At 69.7% G+C, this 16,553-nt stretch carries 11 protein-coding genes and 1 pseudogene; 3 read left to right on the top strand and 9 right to left on the bottom strand.

Annotation, left to right across the window (positions count from 1 at the left end):
- Positions 1–23: 23 nt before the first annotated feature.
- From CP976_RS34030 to CP976_RS34005, 6 genes are read right to left on the bottom strand one after another with little or no spacing between them, the layout of a single operon-like run.
- Positions 24–1,271 (bottom strand): alginate lyase family protein, encoded by a 1,248-nt coding sequence (locus CP976_RS34030; protein ID WP_150483755.1) that lies wholly within the window; start codon positions 1,269–1,271, stop codon positions 24–26.
- Between the two features lie 25 nt (positions 1,272–1,296).
- The gene (locus CP976_RS34025; RefSeq protein WP_150483754.1) at positions 1,297–4,638 is read right to left on the bottom strand and encodes an alginate lyase family protein; all 3,342 of its coding nucleotides are present in this window, start codon (positions 4,636–4,638) and stop codon (positions 1,297–1,299) included.
- 38 nt (positions 4,639–4,676) lie between these two features.
- Positions 4,677–6,209, bottom strand: a complete 1,533-nt coding sequence (locus CP976_RS34020) for a glycosyl hydrolase family 28 protein (RefSeq protein WP_150483753.1) — start codon at positions 6,207–6,209, stop codon at positions 4,677–4,679.
- 34 nt (positions 6,210–6,243) lie between these two features.
- Entirely contained in the window at positions 6,244–7,107 is an 864-nt protein-coding gene (locus tag CP976_RS34015; protein ID WP_150483752.1) for a carbohydrate ABC transporter permease, read from the bottom strand.
- On the bottom strand, positions 7,104–8,102 hold the full coding sequence (locus CP976_RS34010; protein WP_150483751.1) for a carbohydrate ABC transporter permease: 999 nt from the start codon (positions 8,100–8,102) through the stop codon (positions 7,104–7,106). The genes CP976_RS34015 and CP976_RS34010 overlap by 4 nt, the downstream gene beginning before the upstream one ends.
- Positions 8,099–9,448: an extracellular solute-binding protein gene (locus CP976_RS34005; RefSeq protein ID WP_150483750.1), complete on the bottom strand. Its 1,350-nt coding sequence runs from the start codon at positions 9,446–9,448 to the stop codon at positions 8,099–8,101. Before CP976_RS34005 ends, CP976_RS34010 begins: the two co-directional genes overlap by 4 nt.
- A 502-nt stretch (positions 9,449–9,950) precedes the next feature.
- Between CP976_RS34005 and CP976_RS34000 the strand changes: the two genes are divergently transcribed.
- Positions 9,951–10,964 carry a hydroxyacid dehydrogenase gene (locus tag CP976_RS34000; protein WP_190146829.1) on the top strand — a complete coding sequence of 338 codons (1,014 nt, stop codon included), beginning with the start codon at positions 9,951–9,953 and terminating at the stop codon, positions 10,962–10,964.
- Positions 10,965–11,269: 305 nt separating this feature from the next.
- Positions 11,270–12,879: pseudogene (locus tag CP976_RS33995) on the top strand (Tn3 family transposase).
- 9 nt (positions 12,880–12,888) lie between these two features.
- On the opposite strand, the gene CP976_RS33990 reads toward CP976_RS33995, so the two are convergent.
- A complete protein-coding gene (locus tag CP976_RS33990; RefSeq protein ID WP_150483749.1) occupies positions 12,889–13,593 on the bottom strand; it encodes a TetR/AcrR family transcriptional regulator in 705 nt (234 codons plus the stop codon).
- 142 nt (positions 13,594–13,735) lie between these two features.
- Here CP976_RS33990 and CP976_RS33985 point away from each other — a divergent pair, with 142 nt between their 5' ends.
- Complete coding sequence (locus CP976_RS33985) at positions 13,736–14,614, top strand: NAD(P)H-binding protein (protein ID WP_150483748.1); 879 nt, start codon at positions 13,736–13,738, stop codon at positions 14,612–14,614.
- A gap of 18 nt (positions 14,615–14,632) precedes the next feature.
- Here the strand turns inward: CP976_RS33985 and CP976_RS33980 are convergent, their stop codons facing one another.
- Positions 14,633–15,598 (bottom strand): site-specific integrase, encoded by a 966-nt coding sequence (locus CP976_RS33980; RefSeq protein WP_150483747.1) that lies wholly within the window; start codon positions 15,596–15,598, stop codon positions 14,633–14,635.
- A gap of 274 nt (positions 15,599–15,872) precedes the next feature.
- The gene (locus tag CP976_RS33975; protein WP_150483746.1) at positions 15,873–16,430 is read right to left on the bottom strand and encodes a hypothetical protein; all 558 of its coding nucleotides are present in this window, start codon (positions 16,428–16,430) and stop codon (positions 15,873–15,875) included.
- Positions 16,431–16,553 lie beyond the last annotated feature (123 nt).

Raw genomic sequence — 16,553 nt, 5'->3', positions numbered from 1 at the left:
CGGTGCACGAACCGGCTTGACGGCTATTTGGCGTACATCAGCGTGCCGAACCCGAGCTGGTCGAAGCCGCCGCTGGTGGTGCCGTAGTCACCTCCCCCGCCCTCGGGGGCGACGGAGAAGCACATCTGGGCGATGTACTTGTCGTCGAGGAGCAGGCGCCGGCCGTAGTGGTAGTGGAGCATCGCCCACACCGGGCGGACCTGGCCGCGGGATCCGGAGCCGATCACGGTCTGTGACTGCTGGGAGCAGGTCTGGCCGCTGCCCCAGGTGTAGGTGGTGTAGGGCACGTTCATGTTCAGGTTGTACTTGGCGACGTACTGGGCGGCCTTCATGAAGCGGCGGCCGTCGTAGGAGTACAGGTCGTCGCCCTGGTTCCAGGCCATCTCGCACAGGGCGCCCATCTGGCCCATGCCCATGACGGTGTGGCCCTGGTCGCGGCCGGACTCCTGCCACTGGCCGAGGTCGTAGCCCTCGACGCCCGGGTAGAGGAACGGCACGGCCCGCTGGATCTGGCCGTTGCCGCCGCCGCTCTTGAAGTAGGTGACCGCCTGGTCGTACTTGGCGCCGTCGTCGCACAGGATCCCGATGGCCATGATCGAGGCCATGTTGCACAGGTCCCAGTTGGCCCAGTAGTTGGTGATGCAGGCGTCGTTGTGCTCGCGGAGGAACCGGTCGTTCAGCGGGTAGAAGACGTTGAGCATCATCGTCTTGAAGCGGCCCAGGTCGAACCCGGCGTAGCCGCGCATGAGTTCGGCGACGTTGGCGAACTGCCAGCCGTAGATGCCGGCGGCCAGGTACCGGTCGGCGTTGCCGGTGATGCTGGTGAGCGTGGACGACCAGGCGTTGAGGATGCGCACCGCGCAGTCGGCGTTCGCGGCGGTGCCGCCGACGTGCCAGCGCAGCGCGTTCTGGTAGGCGGCGTGGATGTCGTTGTAGAGCTGGGGGTAGTTCTCGCCGGTGCCGCCGCGGATGATCGTGGCGGTGGGGCGGGGCGTCCAGCTGGACGCCGAGTGGGAGTTGGCGGTCAGTCTGCGCCAGCCGGAGGCCCAGGGGTCGTCGCCCGCGGCGACTCTGACCTTGGCGCGGTTGATGTCGCCGGCGTTGTGCAGCATGCCGGGGTGGGTGAAGGTCGCCGGGGCCGCGTTCGCCGTGGTGGCGGTGGCGGTGGCGCCGAGGGCGAGGGCCGCGGTGAGGCCGCCGGCGGTCTTGAGCAGACCGCGGCGGCTCACCTGGCCGCCCTCGTCGTGCGTGTGGGGGGAAGTGCGGCTCATGTGGGGTTCTCCGATCCGTGGAGGACTACATGGGGGTGATGCTCACCTCGTCGAACTCGGTGGTGCTGTGGGTCAGGGGGCTGCGGGAGCAGACCACGAGGCCCACGTAGTAGGGGGCGTCACCGAAGCCGGGGATGTCTCCCTCGGCGAGGGGGGTCCAGGTGGCGCCGTCGTCGGACGAGACCGACGCGGTGAAGCGCGTCCCGGTGCGCTTCAGCCGCAGCAGGCAGGGGGCGGTGACCGCCGCGTTGCCCGTGAAGGTGGACCGCGCGGCGACGGTCGTGCGCAGCATCAGCTGGGCGCTCGTGCCGCCGGTGACGATCGTCCCGGCCGCCTGGTCGAACGGCGACAGGGACTTGGCCATGAGCAGGCCGACCCGGTCGCCGGTGGCTCCGGCGCGGGAGAGCAGGCGGGCGGTGACCTCGCAGTCACCGGTGACGGGCCGTCGTACGAACTGGCCCGTCATGCCCTGGTTGTTGACCGTGAGGTCGGTCCCGGCGCCCCGCACCACGAAGGTCCCGTCCTGGTGGGCGGTGCTGCCGGGGGTGCGGACGGCGACCACGCCGAGGGTGCCGTAGGCGCGGTCGTCGAGGATGACGTCGCCCAGGTCGCCGTAGGTCCAGGGCGCGGGCGGCGGGGTGCCGACCGTGAGGGTGAGGGTGCCGGTGGCGTCGCCGGCGGCGTTGCCCGCGCTGGTGGTGACCTCGAACTCGCCCGTCTGCGTGGGTGTTCCGGAGATCAGGCCGGTGCGCCGGTCGACGCGCAGGCCGTCGGGCAGCCCGTCCGCGGTGAACCGGATCGGTTCGTGCGAGGCGCGCAGGAGGTGCTTGAAGGGCACGCCCTTGTTGGCGAACGCCTTGGTGGCGGAGGCAAGTTGCGGCTCGGCGGGTGTCGGCATCGTCGACGTGGCGGACTCCGACAGGGGGCCACGTCCGGCACAGTTGGTCTTGGCGACGGCGTAGTGGTACGTCGTGCCGGGTGTGCCGGTGGCGTCGGCGTACCGGACACGGGTGCCGAAGCCGACCGCGCCGATGCCGGTGGCGATCGTCTCGTAGGGGCCGTCGGCCGCGGCGGCGCGCAGCACCTTGTAGCGGGCCGAGAGGTCCGGGTCGGTCCAGGCCAGCTCGACCGCGTCGGCGCCCGCGGTGGCCCGCAGGTCGCCGGCGGCGGTGGCCGGGCGGGGCACGGACCAGACCTCGCCGGCGGTCCGGGAGACGACGCTGACGTTGTCGAAGGCGCCGGTGCCGGTCTCGGCGTACGACTCGTCGACGCCGAGGCAGGACGTGAGGGTGAGACCGACGTACGCGGTGACGCCCAACTCGACGTAACTGGACCCGACTTCGGTCCAGCGGATGCCGTCCGGGGAGATGGCGCCGGTGCAGCGGCCGCCCCGGCGGGTCACGCGGACCCAGTACGGCATGCGCATCCGGTAGCCGTCACCCGCGCCCTCGACGTACGGAGCCTGAAGCGGGGTCGCCGACTCGGGCAGCGTGCCGAAGGAGGAGATCGGGAAGCCCGCGCTCGTGGTGATCGCCTGCTGCTGGGTCGGCGGCACGGGTGTGCTTCCGGTGCCCTTGACCCCGGCCCCCGCCTTGGGCCGTACGGACCACACGCCACTCCAGGTGTGCAGCGGCAGGCCCTGGATCAGCATGGCGGCGTGCGCCGCGTCCGCGTCCAGGCCGGCCCGGACGGTGACGCCGATCCTGGAGTACTGGGAGCTGAGCGGATACACGATCCGCGCGGTGATCGTGCCGTCGCCGCGCAGCGGCAGGTACGCCAGGCGGTGGGTGTCGGCGGTGCCGGACACCTCCAGCACGAACCGCTCGCCGTCGAAGACGGCCGAGCCCGGGATCCTCACGTCCCCGACGTCCCGCGTCTCCCAGGGATCGGGCAGCCCGGGGACCGCCGCCGCCCAGGCCGAACGGGCGCTGACCCCCTGGGAGTTGGTCGCGGTGATCCGGTAGTAGGAGGGCCTGCCCGCGCGGGCGTCACGGTCGGTGTGGGCCGGCTTGTCGAGGCCGGTCGCGATCGTCTCGTACGGTCCGTCGGCACTGGTGGCGCGCAGGACCGTGTACGACTCGGCCCACGCCGACGGCACCCAGGTCACGGTGACGGACTTGTCGCCGCCCACCGCCGTGACACCGGCCGGAGCCGTGGGCCCGGCCGGGGACGGGCCCTTCGTCCCCGCGAAGGTGAGAGTGCCCCAGCTCGGCAGGTCGTCGTTGCTGCCCTCGACGACGCGGGCCCCGCCCGTGCCGCGGAAGACGGCCGCCTTGGTGTAGGGGGTGTCGAGGCCCCGGACTCCGGCGTAGTGCGCGTAGGCCATCTCGTAGATCGGCGGCAGGTTTCCGCGCCCGACGGCGGAGACGGACTTCTTGACGTACTTGCCGGTGCGGTCCAGGTCCGGGACGAACGGCACGTCGCCGCCGAGGTTGTAGCGGGCGGCGTACTCGACGTTCTTCAGCAGCCGGTTGCCGTCGAAGGCGTACAGGTCGACGCCCTGGTTCCAGGCGACCTGCGCGGCGTCCGCGAGCAGTCCGACGGCGAGCTGCTCGTGGCCCTGGTCGCGGCCGGACTCCTGGCCCTGTCCCGCGTCCGTGACGATGCGGTGCGGGACGCTGCCGTTGCCCGCGCCGGCGGCGGCGAAGCGCAGCGCGTCCTCGAAGAGGGTGGGCTCCTCGCAGAACACGCCGATGGCCAGGATCGACTGGACGGACGTCAGGTCCCAGTTGCCGTTGGCGTAGAGCATGTAGCCGGAGATCGCCGGATACCAGACGCGCAGGAAGGACTCCTCGCAGCGCGCGATGTCCTCCTTCGCCCAGCCGTCGTAGCCGCTGTGCCGCAGCAGTTCGGCGGCGTTGACGAACTTGAAGACCTGGAGGCCCGCGCCGAGCGGCCCGTCGGCGCCGGTGACGGCCGTCAGGGACGCCGACCAGGCGTTGAGGATGTCGCGGGACTTGTCGGCGTACGCCCGCTCGCCCGTGACGCACCACATCAGCGCGGTCTGGTAGGCGGCGGCCGAGTCGGCGACGGCCTGGTTCTGGAAGTTGGTGGGGCCGCGGCCCCAGGAGGTGATCTGGCCGGTGTTCTGGATGGCGTAGGTGGCCTTCGAGCGCGCGTGGGCCGCGAGCGCGAGATAGCCGTCGTGGATCGGGGATTCCTTCGCGGCGACCGCGGCCTTCATGCGGGCCAGGTCGTCGGCGCTGTGCAGCAGCCCGGGGTGCGTGAAGGCGCGGAGCCCGGTGGTGCCGTCCTGGGCGGCGGCCCGGGCGGTGCCGGACGCGAGCAGGCCGCTCGCGCCCGACACCAGCAGCAGGGCGGCCGCGCCGCCGAGGAAGCCCCGGCGGCTCGGTGCGGGGGTGCTCATGGGGACGCTCGCAGGAGTGCTTCTCACGGGGACGGTGGTCATGACGCGGCGGCCGCCGCGGCCTCGGCGGTGGTGAGGAACTTGAGGTTCGTCACGTGCTCGTTGACGAACATAGGCACGCCGTCCGAGGCCAGGTACCACTTCGGCTTGCCCGTGCTGTCGGCGATCACCCTGCCGTTGACGCGGAGGTTCTCGAAGGTGACGTCCTTGATCGCGTGCTCCGCGTCGAGGCCGGCGATGATCGAGAGGTCGGCGTTCTCGCCGTTGTAACTGAGGTCCTTGATGTAGACGGACTCGATGCCGCGGCCTGCCGACGTGTTGTACTTCGGGTTGTACTCGACCCGCATGTGGATGAGCTGGCCCCAGCGGAAGTCCTCCACGCGGATGTCGTCGAACCTGACGTCCCGGACGATGTTGCTGTCACCGACCATGAAGGCGATGGCGCCCTGGTAGGTCACCTGCGGCTCGCGGTGGTCGAGGATGTCGATGTTCTCGTAGCGCAGGTTCTCCAGCACCTCCGGGGTGTCGGAATTGCCGTGCACGCCGATGTTGATCGGGTGGGCGACGTCGGCCCAGAGGGAGCAGTTCTTGACGGTGATGTTGCGGGTGTCGCCGTAGAAGTCCCAGCGGTGGGTGTAGAGGGCGACGCAGTCGTCGGAGGTGCGCAGGAAGCAGCCGTCGATCGTGACGTTCTCGGAGCAGTAGAGCTGGATGCCGTCGCCCCAGCCCTGGTGACTGAAGGCACGCAGATTCCTGATGGTGAGGTTTCTGGACTCGGCGACTCTGATGTTCTCGTACCGGGGGTTGAGGATCGTGACGCCGTCGATCGTGACGTTCTCGCACTTGCGGACGAAGACCGCGCCGCCGGTCGTGTCGTAGACCACGCCGCGGCCGATCAGCCGGGAGTTCTCCACGCCCTCGAAGATCACACTGGAGGTGAGGACGGCGCCCGGGGCCAGGTAGACGGTGGTGCCGCTGGGCACCTTCAGGGTCCGGTCGGGGTGGGTGTGCAGACCGGGCCCGAAGTACATGACCTTCTTGTCGCCCTCGGTGGGCACGTCCTGCTCGATCGGGTTCGCGAACAGGTGCAGGCAGTCGAAGATCTTGTCGTCGATCTGGACGACGAGGTTGCGGGGCCGGTCCAGGGTGAAGCGCGCGGTGCTGCCGAGCACCTCGGGCTTGATGCCGTACGAGTCCGGGCGGATGCGGACCTTCTCGCCGCCGCCCGGGTTGTACGTGACCTCGACCTCGACGGTGCCGGAGAAGTCGAAGGCGGCCCAGGAGGAGCTCTGGGCTCTGTTGCTGCCGGTGTTCGCGTCGATCAGTGCGAGCTTGGCGAGGTAGACGCCGAGCTTCTGCCAGGTGCCGCCGAGCGGCCGGACCTTGACGGTGAAGGAGTTGTTGACAGGCACCTTCGGAAGCGTCGGGTGGATGACCACACTGTCGCCGGTGGTGCCGGTCTCATCCGCCGCGGCGGCCTGTGCGGTGCCCGCGATGCTACTGGCCAAGCCGGCGGCAGCGATGACACCGGCGGCCTGGAGGGTGGTTCGGCGTGACAGGGGCGCGTTCATGCGTAACTCCTTGCAAAAGGTTCGGTAAGAGGGATCACTTCAGTCCGGTCGTGGACATGCCGGCGACGAAGCCGCGCTGGGCGATCAGGAAGATCAGCAGGATCGGCACGACGTACATCACGGAGGCCGCGGCCTGGAGGTTGGCGACGGGTGTTCCGGCCGACGTCACGTAGGTGGTCATGACGGCGACGGCCAGCGTCGACTTGTCGGTCGACAGCAGCAGCTGCGGAGCGATGTAGTCGCCCCAGGACCAGGTGAAGGCGATCACGAAGCTCGCGGACAGCACCGGCCAGGACTGCGGCAGGAAGATCCGCCAGAAGATCATGCCGTAGCCGCAGCCGTCGACGATCGCGGCCTCCTCCAGCTCACGGGGCAGCCCGGCGAAGAACTGCCGGAAGAGGAAGACCAGATAGGGAGCGGCGGCCAGTCCCCAGAACACCCACGGCCAGTACGTGTCGACCATGCCGAGCTTGGCGAAGATCAGGTACGTCGGCAGCAGGGTGATCATCTGGGGCAGCATCATCGAGCCGATGAGAATGCCGAACAGCGTCTTCTTGCCGGGGGCTTCCAGACGGGCGAACCCGAAACCGACCCAGGCCGAGCTGAGCGTGACGAGCACGGCGTAGATCAGGGCGATGATCAGGGAGTTGCGGGCGTAGCCGAGGAAGTCGATCAGGTTGAAGGCGTCGGCGAAGTTCTGCCACTGGAAGTCGGTGGGCAGCCAGTGCACGGGCGAGGCGGCCAGTTCCGCCGGGGTCTTCAGACCGGAGAGGACCAGCCAGCCGAAGGGGCCGATGAACAGCCCGGTGAGGGCGACGAGGACCGTGTAGAGGACGAGGCGGTTGGCGCGCACCCGCACCCGGGGCGCGGAGTTCGGGGGCAGGCTGGTGGCGGTCACTTCTTCGCCTCCGGGTCGACGTTGTAGAACACCACGCCGGACGTGAACTTGAAGATGAGTCCGGTCACGATGAGGATCAGAACGAAGAGCACCCACAGCAGTGCGGAGGCGTAGCCGTAGCGGCCGAGCGCGAAGTACTGCGAGAAGACGTGCATCATGTACAGGTAGTTGGACTGCGGCAGGGCGGTGACGCCGGCCGTCGTGCCGTCCGGTGACAGCAGCAGCGGCATGATGGTCTGCACGGAGGCGATCACGCCGGTCACGGTCTGGAAGAGCAGCACCGGCGACAGCAGCGGCACGGTGATGCTGCGGAAGGTCCGCCAGGCACTCGCCCCGTCGATCCGGGCGGCCTCGTGGAGTTCCCGGGGCACGTCCTGGAGCCCCGCCAGCGAGATGATCATGATGTTTCCGGCCGCCCACAGCACGCTCATCAGCAGCACGTAGCGGGCGTAGGGGTCGGCGAGCCAGCCGAGCGCGTCGAGGCCGAACAGGGTGATGACGCCGTTGGCGGCACCGGAGTTCTGGTCGAAGAGCGCCTTGAAGGTGAGGCCGACACCCACCGGGGGCACGACGGCCGGCAGGTAGAGCAGGGTGCGGAACAGCCCGCGCGCCTTGACCGGCCGGTTGACCAGGACGGCGAGCCCGAGCCCGGCGATGATCGACAGCGGCACCGACGTGATCGCGAACAGGCCGGTGCGGCCCAGGGAGTTCCAGGTCGTCGGGTCGGAGAACAGCTCGGTGTAGTTGCCGAGGCCGACGTAGCGCCAGTGCGGCGAGATGCCGTCGTACGTGGTGAAGCTCAGCCACAGCGCGTACGCCATCGGCACGATCGTCAGCAGCAGGAAGCCGATGATCCAGGGCGCGGTGAACAGGTAGAAAGCGCGATGCCTGCGCGCGGTCATGGAGATCCGGGGCCGCTGGGCGGCCGGAGTGGCGCGGCCGGCACTCGCGGCCGGGCCGGTCCGCCCCGTGACGGGTAGCTGGTCGACCGTCATCCCACCTGCTCCTTACCGCGCTTGAGCTGCTCGTTCATGGCCGCATTCAGGCGGCCCGCCAGGGTGTCGACGGACATCCGGCCGTTCATCGCGGCCGGGGCCTCCTGGTTGAAGAGGGCGTAGAGCGAGTCCGCCGTGGCGTAGGGGGTGTAGGCGATCACCGAGAAGTGCTTCAGCTCGGCGTTCTGCACCTTCAGCACGCGCTTCTGGTAGTCCTCCTGGGCCGGCATCAGCGGGCGCAGGGACCTCAGCGTGGGGATGCCCCAGCCGCTGGAGGCGCGGGCCTTGGCCGGTCCCTCGCCGAAGAACCACTCGAAGACCCGCCAGGCGGCGTCCTTGTTCTTCGCCTTCTTCGGCATCCACAGTCCGGTGCCGGCCTGGCAGGGGCTGACCCGCTGGCCGCCCTCGAACATGGGAGCCGGGGCGAGGCGGGCGAGTGGCGCCAGCTTCTTGTCGGCGTTGATCAGGCCGCCGAGCCAGTAGCCGGAGTTGGACATGGCCATGCGGTTCGCCTGGAACGTGGGACCGTCCCAGGCGTTGGGGTCCGGCTGGATGATGCTGGGGCCGACCCTGGCCCGGCCGTACTCGATGTACCAGTTCAGCGCCTTGCGGGCCTCGGGGGTGGTGAAGTCCACCCGGGAGAAGTCGTCGCTGAACAGGCTCCCGCCCGCCGCGGCCGTCAGGCTCGCCAGGAGGTTGGGGGTGGACACGCCGTTGTAGCTGCCGCCGAAGACGGTCGTCTGGCCGCTCTTGCGCCGGGTGAGCCGCTCGGCGTTCTCCAGCCACTCCTCATAGGTGACCGGCTCGGTCTCGGGCGGGTAGTCGACGCCCGCCTTGTCGAAGAGGGCGGTGTTGTACCAGAACATGGAGTCCTGGGAGAAGTCCTTCGCCATGCCGTAGCGGGGGCCCTTGCCCTGGATACGGCCGTCGAAGCGCCACAGGTCGTTGACCGGGTCCAGGTCGTCGACCCTGAGGACACTGCTCCCGGCGAAGTAGGGGTCCAGGTCCTCCATCACGTCCCGCGCCGCGAAGTAGGGCGCGTCGGTGGCGCCGACACCGCGGACCAGATCGGGCGGGGTGCCGTTGGTCATCATGCCGATGAGCTTGGTGATGTCGTAGCGCACCGTGACGATCTTGACGCCGATGTCCTTCTGGGCCTGTCTGATCAGCTCCGGGGAGATGTCGTCGGGCTTGACCATCAGCGTGACCGTCTCGCCGCCGCCGCTGACGCCGCCGGAGACCCGCATCGCGCAGCCGTTCAGCGCCGCCGTGCCGGTCGCGGCGCCCGCCGCGGAGAGGGCGAGGAATCGGCGGCGGCTCAGGGAAGCACCAGCATGTGGGTGCATGAACGCACCACCTCCTTGCTTTTCCGGCCTGCCGTGGCAACCGGTTGTTGTGCGTGGGGCAGAGCTTCTTGCCGTCGGGATGGCGCGTCAAGAGCCTCGACGAATTTTCGAAAAGACTGCGTAACCTCGGTGTCATCAGCCAGAGCGCCGGTGAGTCCTGTTTTCGGCCGTCGCGATCAAGCCGCCGGCGGGTGGTGGGACGCCCCTGACCAGGGGCGAGTGGAACCTCGTTTCGGCAACAAGCTTGGGAACCGGTTGCCGAAGTGGCCGACCGGGGGCTCAGGTACCGATGGTGGCGCAGTCGGCCTCCACCTCCGCGCACTGAAACGTCAGTAACCGATTACCGGCACGGCTCATCCCGGGTCCAGAGGGGCGGAGGCCCCGGCCCCCTCACTTACTGACAGCTGTCGCCCCGGCCCTGCCGATTGACCACCGCTTCCCGGCAGATCTACGGTAGAAGGCGTTTTCTGAAACTGTTTCCATCCTCTGCTCCAGGAGTGTCATGCCCAGCCCTCAGCTGCCGCGGGCCGTGTTCGCGATGGACCCGGTTCACCTCCCGCTGCTCTTTCCTCCGCCGCTGATGGAGCGGCTGAGGCGCACGGCCGACATCGATCCCGGGTTGGTCGTGCGGGACTTCACGGATCCGGCCGCGGCCGGCGCACTGGCCTCCGCCGAGGTGCTGATCACCGGCTGGGGCTGCCCGCATCTGGACGCCGGTGCCCTCGCGGCGGCCCCGAAGCTGGACGCCGTCCTGCACGCGGCCGGGTCCGTGCGCTCCCTGGTCGGTGACGCCCTGTGGGAGCGCGGCGTGAAGGTGTCCAGCGCGGTGACGGGCAACGCCGTGCCCGTCGCGGAGTACACGCTCGCGATGATCCTGCTCGTGGGCAAGGACGCCTTCGACCACCGCGAGCGCTTCCGGCGCACGCACGCCTACCCGGGCCCCGCTCAGACCGCGGCCACCGGCAACCTCGGCCGCCGGGTCGGTGTCATCGGCGCGTCCCGGGTGGGCCGCCGACTGCTGGAACTGCTGCGGCCGTTCGACCTCACGGTCCTGCTGCACGACCCGTACGTGAGCCCCGCCGAGGCCGCCGCCCTCGGCGCCGAGTCGCTGTCGCTGGAGGACCTGCTCGGACAGAGCGACATCGTGAGTCTGCACGCCCCGGACATCCCCGAGACCCGCCACATGCTCGACCGCGACCGGCTCGCCCTGGTGCGGGACGGCGGGGTGCTCATCAACACCGCCCGCGGCGCGCTGGTCGACCACGAAGCACTCGCCGACGAGCTGGTCTCCGGCCGGCTCAGCGCGGTCCTCGACGTCACGGACCCGGAGCCGCTGCCGGCCGGTTCCCCGCTGTACCACCTGCCCAACGTGTTCCTCACCCCGCACATCGCCGGCTCCCTGGGCAACGAACTGGAGCGGCTCGGCCGCATCGTGGTGGAGGAACTGGAGCGCCTGGTGTCGGGCGCGTCGCCGGCCCACGAGGTGCTGCGGGCCGATCTGGCGCGGGTGGCGTGACGCCGTGGCGGTCGGACGGTCCGGAGTCAGGGCGGATCGAGCAAGACCGGCACCACCGTTCCCCGGCGGACACGCCATGACCGGCGGCCCTGCGGCCGGGCGATGCGGCCCTGGGATCGGGCGACGCGGCCCTGCAACCGGACGGCCCGGCCCTGCAACCGGACGACACGGCCCTGCCGGGGGCTTGAGGAACATCCATGTCAGATCGTGCGCTAAGCCTCTTGGCGTTGATTGACGCTTTGACCTGGGGTGATTGCGTGTCGGAGCCTTCGTGGGTCGCTGGTGTCGATCTTCGGAGAGTTGTTGTGGCAGTCGAGTTTCTGTCGGGTGAGCAGGCTGGGTACGGCGCGTTTGTCGGGGCGCCGTCCCGTACGGAGTTGGAGCGGTACTTCTTTCTGGACGACGCGGACCTGGAGGCGGTGCAGGCCAAGCGGCGTGCGCACAATCGGCTCGGGTACGCGGTCCAGCTCACGAGCGTGCGGTACTTGGGCCGGTTCATGCCGGACCCGCGGCAGGTGCCGGCGGAGGTGGCTGAGTATCTGGCCGAGCAGTTGGAGATCGCGGATCCGTCGTGCCTGAAGGAGTACGGGGAGCGGGACGGGACGGCCCGGAGCCACGCCGGGGAGATCCAGGAAGCCGGGGGCTGGCGGGACTTCGCCGAGGTCTCGGCCGAGCTGAGCCAGTGGCTGGACGCGCGGGCCTGGACGACCGGGGACGGGCCGAAGGCGTTGTTCGACGCGGCGGCCGGGTAACTGCGTGAGCGGCGGGTGCTCCTTCCTGGTGAAAGCCGTCTGGCGCGGTTGGTGGGCAATGTTCGGGAGACGGCGAACCAGCGGCTGTGGGACACGCTCTACGGGCTGCTGAACTCCGGCCAGCGGGCAGTGCTGGACTCACTGCTGACGGTGCCCGCCGGCTCGCGGGTCTCGGAGCTGGACCGGCTGCGACGCGGGCCGGTGCGGGTGTCGGGCCCGCAGATGAAGTGGTCCCTGGACCGGGCGGAGGAAATCGCCGACCTGGGCATGGGTGAGCTGGACGTGTCGGGCATACCGCCACGGCGCCTCGCGGAGCTGTCGCGGTACGGCGTGGACGGCAAAGCCACGCTGCTCAAGCGCCACAGCGACGCGCGGCGTCTGGCGACGCTGCTGGCCACAACGGTGCACCTGACGACCCGGACGGTCGATGACGCCCTGGACCTGCTGGAGGCACCGCCTCGTACTCCGACATTGTGTTCGGCCTCCTGACGTTGGCGGGGTTCACCTATGCGCCGCAGTTGGCGGACCTGCCGGACCAGAAGATGTGGCGCATCGACCGGGCGGCGGACTACGGCGCGTTCCAGGACGCGGCCCGCGGCTGGGTCGACCTGGTCCGGATCGAGCGGCACTGGGAGGACATCCTGCGGATCATCGGCTCAATCCACACCGGGGCCGTGCGCGCCTACGACGTGATCCGGATGCTGTCCCGGGACGGCCGACCCACCCCGCTGGGCGACGCGATCGCCCACTACGGGCGGATCGCCAAGACCCTGCACATCCTGCGCCTGGCCGACGAACCCGGTTACCGGCGGAAGATCAAAGTGCAGGCCAACCTCCAGGAAGGCCGCCACGCGCTCGCCCGGAAGATCTTCCACGGCAAGGCCGGACAGCTCTACCAGCGCTACCAGGACGGCATGGAAGACCAGATCGGCGCACTGGGCCTGATGCTGAACGCGCTGGTGCTGTTCAACACCCGGTACATGGACGCCGCCGTGCAGCAACTGCGCGAGCACGGGTTCGATGTCCGCGACGAGGATGTGGCCCGTCTCTCCCCGTTCGTCCGGCACCACATCAACATGCTCGGCCGGTACTCGTTCCAGCTTCCCGAACTGCCTGGCGGCCTGCGGCCGCTGCGCGATCCGGACGCTACCGACGACGAGTGAGGAGGGGTATCAGCATCTGGCGATGCGGTCGAGCCATTCCGTAAGCAGGCTGCGCTCGTTGGCACTCAGTGCGGAAGTCTGCGGGAGGACTGCACGGAGGGCGACCGCAGCGCCGGCCGGCCCGGGCGCGGCCGGGGCGGGGGCGTCTGTGATGATCGCGGCGATGACCGCTTCCCGTGCCAGGTCGGACACGGTGAGATCTCGTCGGTCTTCCGGAGTGGCGATCAGCCTGAGGACCGTGCCAACGCCGACGGCGTGGACGAGTTGCGCGGCGCGTTCCTCATCGACCCGAAGCCTGCCCACCGCGGCGATCCGGTGGATGCGGGCGGCGAGGACTTCGGCTGCGGCGAGCGCTGCCGGCGGACTCGCGTCGGGACGGGGCTCGCCGTACATGAGGGCGTACAGGGCTGGGTTGGCGAGGCCGAAGCCGATGTGCAGATCCCATGCGGCGCGCAGGTCCTCGACCGGGTCGCCGCTGGGCGTGAGGTCGGCCTTTTCGTCCAGGTACGCGGCGAACCCGTCGGCGGCCACCGCGTCGAGCAGGCCCTGCTTGTCGCCGAAGAGACGGTAGATGGTCGGGGCCTGGACGCCGACCGCAGCGCTCACTGCCCGGGTCGATACCGCTTCGCGGCCGCTTTCGGCGAGGAGCCGGGCTGCGGCGGTGATGATCCGGGCACGGTGGCTGTCCGCAGAGGCAGAGCGATCGGTCTCCATGTTTCCAATGTTAACGGAAGCTTGTTAGCGGTTTGCCGACTCGGTGATAACGTGTTTTCGTTATCAGTGGAAACGGTGTCGGCGGGCAACGATCCGAAGGCGCACTGTCACATCCTCGAAGCAATCCCTCCCGGAGGTTTCCATGATCGTCATCACCGCCCCCACTGGCCAGATCGGCCACCAGACCCTTGCCAGGCTCCTCGACAGCAGTCAGCCGATCCGCGTGATCGCCCGCGACCCCGCCCGCCTCCCCCCTCAGGTCCGCGAGCGCGTCGAGATCGTCCAGGGGTCGCACGGCCACAGCGACGTTGTCGCCGAGGCGTTCGCGGGCGCCGACAGCGTGCTGTGGTTGGTGCCCCCGAACCCCCAGGCCGACAACATCGAGGACTACTACCTGGACCTCACCCGGCCGGCGTGCGACGCGATCAAGAGCCAAGGAGTCAAGCGCGTCATCGGCGTCTCCAGCTTGGGCCGTGCGTACGGCAAGCCCGCCGGGCTTCTGTCACCCGCGTTCGCGATGGACGAGCTGTTCGAGAGCACCGGCGTGAACTACCGGTCGCTGGCCATGCCGTTCTTCATGGAGAACCTGCTCGGCCAGGTCGAGGTGATCAAGAGCCAGGGGATGTTCTTCCTGGCGAACTCCGCGGACCGCCCCCTCGCGACCGTCGCCACCCGCGACATCGCCGCGGCGGCTGCCGACCTGCTGCTCGACGACTCCTGGAGCGGACAGGGCAGCGTCCCGGTGATCGGCCCCGACGCGCTGTCCCCCAACGGCATGGCCGAGGTCCTGACCGAGGTCCTGGAACGACCGGTCCGCTTCCAGCAGGTCAGCAGCGAGGCACACAAGACGACGATGCTGCAGTACGGGATGACCGACGGATACGCACAGGGACTGGTCGACATGGCCACAGCCCAGAACGCCGGCATCTACGACGCCGAGCAGCGCACCCTGCAGACCGCCGGGCCGACCAGCTTCCGCCAGTGGTGCCAGGACGTACTCAAGCCGGCCCTGACGGCCTGACTCCGGCTGCCGGGTGACTCAGCGTCTGCTGTCACCCGGCGCAAGCAGGCTGGTGAGCTCGGGGATGGCCTCCGGGGAGGGCTTGAAGTAGCGGCGGACGTTCTCCGGTTTCTTGTGCCGGGACTTCGCCATCAGCATCAGCAGGGAAGCGCCCTGCTCGCCGAGGTGGGTCAGGGAGGAGTGGCGGTACTCGTGCAGGTCCCAGCCAGTACCCGGCCCGCGTACGGCGGTGTGCTCGTCGAGTAGGGCGCGGGCCTGCCCGTACGAGAGCCGGGCGAACCCGGTGTCCGGACACACGTCCCGGGGGCTGACGATCTTCCCTGGACCGGCGCGGCGGTGGGTGACGAACACCGGCCCCCGGTTGCGGCCCTTCAGCAGGCGGGGCAGCAGCCGGGCGGTGCCCGCGTCCCAGTAGACGGTCTCCAACGCGAAATCCTCGCGTGCCTGGCCCCGGCGGCGGGACTTCGCCTTCGTGCCCTTGGCCTTGACCTGACAGCGGCGCCCGGCGAAGTCCAGGTCCTCGATGTTGACGCCCAGGATCTCGTCCGCCCTCCCCGCAGTCTCGAAGAGCATCCGGTACGGCGTCTTCTCCCGCAGGTGCACCTCACGCCGCGCGATCAGCCGGTCGATGGCCATACGCGAGCGCGCCGGGGTCTCGGAGTCCGGAACCGCCATCCGCCTCGCCCACACCGGGACCGCCGGAGCCTCGTGACCACGCTCACGGCACCAGGACAGCACCGACGCCCGGCGGGCGTTCCAGGTGTTCACCGCGGCGGCGCCCCAAAACAGTTCGAGGGCCTCGCCGATCTCGTCGTCCGCCACGGACGCCAGCAGCCGTCCCTCGCCGAGCCGTTGGGCGGTCTTGCCCACCCCGGTTGCGTAGCTCCGCACGGTGTTGGGGTTGCCAAGCGAGTCAAGGAACACGTCGGCCGCCGTCCGGACGGTCAGCGCCTTACCGGTCGGCAGCTGTGCGACGGTGGGCACCGCTTCCCCTTTTGCCACAGATAACAGGGCCGCTTTACGTAGCGGCCGGAGAACTTCACCGCAGGTTACGCGTCCCTTTCCCGCAGATAACAGGGTGTTATCTGCGGGAAGACTTCAGGCGGGTCCGGACGCCGACGCTCCGTCAGCCGCCCACCAGGGCCGACGTCGGCTTAGCGCACGATCTGACATGGATGTTCCTCAACCCCCTGCCACGGGACGACGCGGCCCTGCGACCGGGCGACGAGGAAAGAGCGCGCAGTCGACTGACGTGCCCTCACTCGGGGGACGGCCTCGTCACTCCGAGGTCCTCGCGCATCGTGGTGCGCATCCTGGACAGGTCCTGCCAGCCCTGCTTGATCGCATCCCGCACGCCCTCGATGTCGTCGCCGTCGCGTGTGGTGCCGCGGGTGAGGCGGGCCAGGACGCCGTAGACGGAGTTCAGGTCGCTGTCGACCCGTCTCACCTCCGTCAGCACGATGTCCGGCACGATCATCTGGGCCTCGGCGTAGCGGCGGCGGTAGTCCACGCGGGCCGCCTCCACCGTGGCCAGCGACTCCTGCGGGTCGTACCCGGTGCGCAGCACATGGGAGTGGTCGTTGAGGGTCGCCAGATAGTGGCGGGCGGCGGCGTTGAACTCCGTGTACGCCGCTCTGCGGGCCTCACGCCCCGACTCCGCTCGCCGGGCGGCCGTCTCGGCGCGGCGTGTTCCTTCGAGTCGTTCCCACTCCTCGCGGCGGGACGCGTCTCCGCGGCGCTGGGTCAACCACGCCGAACCCAGCGTGCCGCCCACGCCCACCACCGCCGCGAGCAGGCCCGCCACAGTCGGGTCCATCGCGCCTCCCCCGTGCCGACAGCGCCTCCGTACCGCCACTCAGTGTGCCTGCCGCAGGCGCTCCGCCACAGAACGCGTTACGGCTCGGTGACCCACGGCCGGGGGATGCGACGCGGCTTGTCA

Origin of the sequence: Streptomyces coeruleorubidus, from assembly GCF_008705135.1 — a bacterium.
GTDB lineage: Bacteria > Actinomycetota > Actinomycetes > Streptomycetales > Streptomycetaceae > Streptomyces > Streptomyces coeruleofuscus.
Note: the sequence above shows the minus strand (reverse complement) of the source record. Positions and strands in the feature narration are given on the sequence as shown.

Excerpts from the sequence above, each read along its gene's own strand:
- CP976_RS34020 (WP_150483753.1), bottom strand. The coding sequence starts at position 6,209 with ATGAACGCGCCCCTGTCACGCCGAACCACCCTCCAGGCCGCCGGTGTC.
- CP976_RS33990 (WP_150483749.1), bottom strand. The coding sequence starts at position 13,593 with ATGGAGACCGATCGCTCTGCCTCTGCGGACAGCCACCGTGCCCGGATC.
- CP976_RS34000 (WP_190146829.1), top strand. The coding sequence starts at position 9,951 with ATGCCCAGCCCTCAGCTGCCGCGGGCCGTGTTCGCGATGGACCCGGTT.
- CP976_RS34025 (WP_150483754.1), bottom strand. The coding sequence starts at position 4,638 with ATGAGCACCCCCGCACCGAGCCGCCGGGGCTTCCTCGGCGGCGCGGCC.
- CP976_RS34010 (WP_150483751.1), bottom strand. The coding sequence starts at position 8,102 with ATGACGGTCGACCAGCTACCCGTCACGGGGCGGACCGGCCCGGCCGCG.
- CP976_RS33985 (WP_150483748.1), top strand. The coding sequence starts at position 13,736 with ATGATCGTCATCACCGCCCCCACTGGCCAGATCGGCCACCAGACCCTT.
- CP976_RS34030 (WP_150483755.1), bottom strand. The coding sequence starts at position 1,271 with ATGAGCCGCACTTCCCCCCACACGCACGACGAGGGCGGCCAGGTGAGC.
- CP976_RS33975 (WP_150483746.1), bottom strand. The coding sequence starts at position 16,430 with ATGGACCCGACTGTGGCGGGCCTGCTCGCGGCGGTGGTGGGCGTGGGC.
- CP976_RS34005 (WP_150483750.1), bottom strand. The coding sequence starts at position 9,448 with ATGCACCCACATGCTGGTGCTTCCCTGAGCCGCCGCCGATTCCTCGCC.